The following is a 6,813-nucleotide window of genomic DNA, read 5'->3' as shown; positions in this document are numbered from 1 at the left end:
TATTGATGAATCATTAGATGCTGTATATTTAGAAGGTAACCAGTATAGCGAGGGCCTAGATAGCACAGATACAGAAGTAGCACCTCTAAACTTTGCAGACAGCCAAGTTAATGACGAACCACTATCTGACAGTGATTTGACACTTTTAACACCCGCTGACAACCTTATACCCTCTACTAACAACCTCTATCAGTGGCAAGACGAATGGCAAATTAGTCTTGTTGATAAATCAAAGCCCCTTATCGATATCGAATATGATAATGATGAAGAGGTTGACTATGATGCTTATGTTCATGACTATGCTTTAAAGACAAATCATGAGCAAGCTGATCAACTATTGCTTAAGCAATTGGTCCAACAATTTGAACAACTCAAAGACTGTCCACTTGATGATATAGATGATTACGAGCGCGCATTAATTGTATTCTTTGATGATTATCCAAAAGCTTATAGCGAGTCGTATTTTTTTGCCAAAGCTCATTTTGATTGGCAACAACATATTGATAGCTGGCACAATGATGAGTACCCCTGGTATCTCTTGCGCAATATGGATGAAAGCTACTCTAAAATCGCTCATTTTGATACCAAAGATAACTTCCTTAAATATATTGCTTCCAAATATCCTATGGTGTATCAACACTGGAACTTTGATTTGCCTGACTTGGTTGTACCCAGAAAATGGCAATTTATTCGAGAATTTTTTTGGCCTCATATCGCCTATGATGTTAAACAACAGCTGAACAACCTAAAGCAAGAGCTAACACATTATAAACATTCTGACTTTGATCCTGATTCTTATCCACACATGGAATATTGGTTGAATCATCCTCAGCTTAAGACTCTCGATAAACGTCTTGGTATTTTTGGGGTTATAAATTTAATAGATTTTATCTCTATAGGATTATGGTGTTGGGTAGTATTCCAATGTTTAGGCTTTATAACTGGTTATCAAACAGCCTTTGATGATGGTATGCAAAGTTGGCTAATAATTAGTGGTTTTTATATCTATTGGCAACTTCAGCTAAATCTTTTTTCTCACAGCAAATTAGATTTAGACTTCATTCCAGATAACTTTTTTTTGGTGTTACAAATCGTTGGTCTTATATTGATATGTGCATTCGCCCTACAAGCTTTTCAAAACCCCTCTTTAACCGATACTTATAATGCACTGCATTTATTATTATTTACCTTTGTATTGATATGGGCCTTTAGACAGCGCAATATCGTTGAGAAAGTTCTTATAATTTTGAACGCAACGCTTTTGTTTATAGTAGTAGGCACGATAAGTACTAATAATATAAATCCAATTGTTTGGCTATTGTTCAGTATTCCTATTATTGTAAATGTGCTGGATAACAAAACACGTTTTTCTATGACCTTTATCAATAAAAAAATACAGTCTGCTTTAATAATAATGCCGTTAATTACGGTTTATCTATTGGTTTTTAAGACAATCCCGTTATTATTTAATCAAGGTTTATTTGTCTCATCTTTACTATTAATCATCGGTGTCATGCTAATGATTGGAATGGGATATAAAGCGATTAATTACTTCACAATTGATGCTTAATCATTACTTTATGGCGGTTAGTTAAATATTCATACTATAAAACTTTTTAATAAATCAGCGATACTTAAATGACTCAATCTTGCTGGGAAATCTTAGGAATAACGCCCACCTCTAATGAAAGCGTCATTAAAAAAGCGTATGCCATTAAATTAAAGGACAATAAACCTGATAAGAATCCGGTTGGTTTCCGAAGCATTCGAGAGGCATATGAGCAAGCATTACAGGAGCGTTTTTGGTATATAGATGACGCAAATTTTAATGACGACTTAAAGTTAGTACATGACGAGATAGAAGGCACTAAGCAATTATCGTCTGATTTATCGCAGGATATAGACAACACTCATTTGACCACGGACGCTTTGTCAAATTACTCGCTTATTGACGATACGTTAGACAATGAAGAAGATGACGGGTTCGTAGAGGCAGCAACCGAAGGATTTAGCTTAATAATTAAAGGCAACAGCTATTACTTTAAGCCCACGGAGCAAGCACAGCTAAATATTGCGCCTTTACCATTAGACGCCCAGCAGCAACTTATTGATTGGCATATAGAATGGCAACAATGCCTTGAAGTTGCCGATCAAGCTGACAAGCTAGCTCAAGCGGATAACGTGCCTCAAGCGGACAAATCAAATCAGGCTGACCCTGAACTGCAAACACCCTTAAATAGCGATCAGCAATCTAGCCTTAAAATAGACACACGCCTAACCCAATGCTTAACTGATCAATTTGAAGCGCTTAAAGACTATCCTCTAGATGTTTATGATGATTATGAACGCGCCTTGATTGTCTTTTTTGATGATAATACTAAAGCCTTTCCGGCCGCCTATAATCTCGCCAAATCACATTTTGGCTGGCAGCAACATATCGATAATTGGCAGCCTTGTTATCCTTGGCATTTATTACAACAAATAGATGAGGGTTACAATGCCGACAGTCACTTTATTGACAAACATCAATTTCAAAATTATATGGCCAAAGCGTACCCATTGTTATATCAACATTGGGATTTTAGCCTGCCATACTCGCAAGCACCTAGTCGTTGGAAGTTTTTTTGCCAACTTTGGTTTCCTATACCTGCTATTGAGCTAAACCAACAAATTAATGCACTTCAAGCTCAGATGCTCTCTACTAGCACCTCAACGACTATAAACAACCCGGAGTTAAACTATCCGCAGCTGTTGATATTAAAGCAGCGCCTAGCCCCTTTTGGCATAATTCGTTGGCCAGATTTCTTGATTATTATGCTTGGTGTCGGCGCAGTAATTGCTAATTTGTCGTTGTTATTTTCATATACCTCGGCGCTATATGATTATATCGGTGTGGTAACGATCATTAGCCTTATGTATCTATATTGGCAACTGCAGATTAGCTATCTGGCTAACCCAGAGCATAATATTTTAAGCAAACCAGTTCGCATTGGTTGGGGTATGCTTAGCTTAGTTTTATGGCTATTATTTATTAGCCCGCTTCATATATCCACTTTACCCTTTAATAACTACTATGCTGCACATCTCGCCGGATTGAGCACATTATTGGCGTTTAACAGCTTTATGCGACCTGCTCATTTAAAGCACATTATCTGGGTTGCTACGCTTTGCTTACTACTATTTATTGTGGTATTACCTATTGCCGCTAACATGAGTAACCAGATAGGTTATTTAGTAGTTACAAAGGGTTCTGCACCGCCACTTATTTGGTTAGGGGCTATGGTACCTATCTTATTGGTCACCCTTGGTTCCTATATTTATATGCTCAGACCTCTGGTCTTGATAGGTAAGAACTTCTTAAGCGGATTTAGCTTGGGTTCTGCTTTATTGGCCTTTGTTATTTTAGTCACCGGCTCTGATATATTAACCTCAAACTATCTGCTATTAACGTTTATGGTATCCTTATTTGCTTTGGTGTTAATATTTATGCTGATGTTTATCTCAACCAAAAGCTTTAATGAACCGGATATGTTTTAAGCCCTAGATTTAAATTTCACTTTTATTGATATAACATCAATTAACACCATTTAACGACATCAACCTTTAGATTTGTTTAACCAGCTCAAGCAGTTCAAGTCCGCTAACTTTAGGGTCGCCATTATTGCCATCTTCAGGAAACGGCATACTCTTGCCAGTTAGCACATAGCCACGGCGTTGATAATACGCCAATAACTCAGGACGTTGGCTTAGAATACTCATGGTCAATTTTACATCGCGCTCATTGTCGTCTGACTTTAAATGACGTCCTGCAAAAGTTTCTGCGGCTTGGAGAATCTCATTACCCACTCCCTTGCCCTGTAACCTAGGATGAACAGCGAACATGCCAATATAAGCACAAGGATTTTCACTGTCATGCTTACGGTCATGTCCAGTGGTGAAATCCACAGCGATACACCCTAAAATCTCACCTGTTTCATTGCCATTAGATGTTTCAGGGAACACAAATAAATAATGACGAGGCGCATTGATAACCTTTTCAATTTCAGTGGTAGTGGTACGAATCCCTCCGATCAAATGCGCTTCATTGGTCCAGCCCACATCATCACGATAGCATTGATTTAACAGATTTAGTAAAGAGGCAATATCGTCAACAGTAGCTTGACGCAAAAAAACATTGGGTTTGGGCATATCAGTTTTTGACATAGTGCTATACTCCACCAACTTTGTATTATTGAATATATTAGACCTAGTTTAACTCAAATATAGCTAATTGTTTTTTATCGTACTAGTATAATATCAGGGCAAACGCACACTTTTCTGGAATTCCATTTAAAATCAAATAGTTATAAATTTAGGTTTTAATTTTCTGAATTTATAAGTCACTGAAAATATTAATTTTTTTAAAAGTATGCGTTTGCCCTGAGTATAATATTTATTCCCTCTTTAATTTATCCCTTATTTAATTAATAAGTTCTGAGCCATTTATGACTGTAGCCACTGCTCCATCCAATATAGCCCCAATTACTGCAGAGCAAATTAAGCACCTGACCAATAGCCAATACCTAGCACAGCCATATCCAGCCCCTATTTTGAAAGCAAGTTTTAAAGGGTCTGCCAGTGACTTTCAGGTAGATGAATTGATGCAATTAGAGCATAGCGGTGAGGGTGAGCACTTATGGATGCAGATAAAAAAAACGGGCATGAATACTAATTTTGTGGCAGAGCAGTTGGCAAAGTGGGCCAAAATTCCAAGTCGTGATGTGGGCTATTCAGGGCTAAAAGACCGTCAGGCAGTGACCACACAGTGGTTTAGTTTACGCATACCTAAGGGGCAGTTGCCTGAGATTAGTTTTAAGGAATTTATTCATACATCGACTAGACCCACAAGATCTCATCATAGTTCAAATCAAGAAGGCATTCTTGACTCACAAGAAGCGGTTGAGGTGTTACAACAGGTTTGGCACAGCAAAAAGCTGAATCGAGGCACACACAAGTCCAATCGATTTGTTATCCGCCTAACCGATATTGAGCTAAACCCTGAGGTTGCCCCAACCATTGATGACGTTGATAAAGTCTTACTCATCATTGCCAAGGCTGGCGTGCCCAACTACTTCGGCGAGCAGCGCTTTGGTAGACAAGGCAATAACATTGCCAGCGCTCTTGAGTGGTTTGAAGAAGGGACTATTCATGGTCGCCCGCCGCATCCCAAAAAGAGTCGCGATCTACAGTCGCTATTACTGTCATCTGCAAGGAGTGCCATTTTCAATCAAATAGTCTGCGCTCGTGTAGCACAAAGTGATTGGAATACGGGACTAAATGGAGAGGTATTTAATTTAGAGGGTTCAGGATCGGTATTTGCTACACAGCACATGGATGATGAGTTAAAGCAGCGCTTGGCAAGTGGCGATATTCATCCAACTGCACCGCTATGGGGTGTCAACAATGATAAGGTTACAGGCGATGCCAAGGCTTTAGAAGATCAAATTGTTGCTAACCATCCTATTTTACAAAGGCTGGCTCATGGACTAATTAAGAAAGACCTTAAAACCATGCGCCGTGCGATACGTTTACCCGTCTCTGACCTAACATGGTCATGGCGCGAGGTTATAATGGACAAGCATGAATTAATATTACATTTTACTTTACCCACCGGTACTTTTGCCACTAGCGTATTGGCTAACTTGGTTGCTGAGTTAAGTCAGTGATTAAAGCCTTTAACTGGGTAAATGTTTAAAGATTTAATAGTGTATCTGTTAATGGAGCAGTTGTTCGATAACTAAAGTTTGACCTTCAGCGAGTTTTGGAACATCGCCCAATCGACGCCAAGGCATACTACTACCATGAAAGTCACTACCGGTTGCCACTTGCAGCCCATGCAAAGCAATACTGCGATCCACCATACGTCTGGTGCTTAACGGCTCATCACTGCTGGGTAATTCACAGCCATCCCCGCCAAATTCAGCAAATTCAGCAATCAGTTTTCGCACTCGAGTTGCAGAAAGATTATAACGAGTGGGATGTGCCAATACTGCTTTACCACCACATCGCTGTATTAAACGAATCGTGTCTTGCATACTTAAAGTTTCGATAGGAACATAAGCTGCTTTATTATCGGCTAAATACTTATCAAACGCTTTTTGCATGGTAGGTACAATATCTTTTTCGACCAACACTTTGGCAATATGAGCACGCCCTACCGCATCGGCATTGCCATCTGCTTTATCTAATACCGCATGCCACATCTCATCAAACTCATGACCGGTTAATTCAGCCATTTTTTCAACAATCATCCGCCCCCGATTACCACGACTGATTTGAATATGAGTTAAAGTATCATTCATTTCATCAAAGTCAGTAAAACCAAGGCCAAGCACGTGAATGACCTTATCTTTTGCCTTATTTTTACCATAACCACCGGTGAGAGTATGCTGACAGCTTATCTCAACGCCGTTAATGAGCTGAATACCCAGACTGTCTGCCATCTTTTTGGCTTCAGGTATCCCCTTTAAAGTGTCGTGATCGGTTAAGGCAAAAATATCAATATTGGCATTATGCGCTTTTTGGATTAGCTCGGTAGGGGAATTACTGCCATCAGAACAAGTGCTATGACTATGTAAGTCAATGCGTTTATAAGCGAGGCTGGATTTTGATACAGACGGACTGTTTGGCATAAGTTAGGGCTTTAATGTCAGGATTATTCAAAAGGGTTGATTTAAGTAGTTATTGTAACGGTTAATTAATTATTATGTCGAAAAATTGGTAAATGGAAGTTTCCATTGCAGCAATGCTTTTTTTTGTAGGTCAGGGCGTGTA

At 39.0% G+C, this 6,813-nt stretch carries 5 protein-coding genes; 3 read left to right on the top strand and 2 right to left on the bottom strand.

The window, feature by feature from the left end; translation table 11 throughout:
• Positions 1-1,570, top strand: a 1,570-nt coding sequence (locus QZ265_RS08995; protein WP_296405459.1) for a hypothetical protein, incomplete at its 5' end; no start/stop codon positions are given.
• 68 nt (positions 1,571-1,638) lie between these two features.
• Positions 1,639-3,537 carry a J domain-containing protein gene (locus QZ265_RS08990; RefSeq protein WP_296405457.1) on the top strand — a complete coding sequence of 633 codons (1,899 nt, stop codon included), beginning with the start codon at positions 1,639-1,641 and terminating at the stop codon, positions 3,535-3,537.
• A gap of 66 nt (positions 3,538-3,603) precedes the next feature.
• On the opposite strand, the gene QZ265_RS08985 is transcribed toward QZ265_RS08990, so the two are convergent.
• The gene (locus QZ265_RS08985) at positions 3,604-4,203 is read right to left on the bottom strand and encodes an N-acetyltransferase (RefSeq protein WP_296405456.1); all 600 of its coding nucleotides are present in this window, start codon (positions 4,201-4,203) and stop codon (positions 3,604-3,606) included.
• Positions 4,204-4,484: 281 nt separating this feature from the next.
• Between QZ265_RS08985 and QZ265_RS08980 the strand changes: the two genes are divergently transcribed.
• Complete coding sequence (locus QZ265_RS08980) at positions 4,485-5,705, top strand: tRNA pseudouridine(13) synthase TruD (RefSeq protein ID WP_296405454.1); 1,221 nt, start codon at positions 4,485-4,487, stop codon at positions 5,703-5,705.
• 48 nt (positions 5,706-5,753) lie between these two features.
• On the opposite strand, the gene QZ265_RS08975 is transcribed toward QZ265_RS08980, so the two are convergent.
• A complete protein-coding gene (locus QZ265_RS08975) occupies positions 5,754-6,671 on the bottom strand; it encodes a PHP domain-containing protein (protein ID WP_296405453.1) in 918 nt (305 codons plus the stop codon).
• Positions 6,672-6,813 lie beyond the last annotated feature (142 nt).

The sequence above is a fragment of the Psychrobacter sp. genome (genome assembly GCF_018260395.1).
Taxonomy (GTDB): Bacteria; Pseudomonadota; Gammaproteobacteria; order Pseudomonadales; family Moraxellaceae; genus Psychrobacter.
This window is presented reverse-complemented; position numbering and strand designations above follow the sequence as displayed.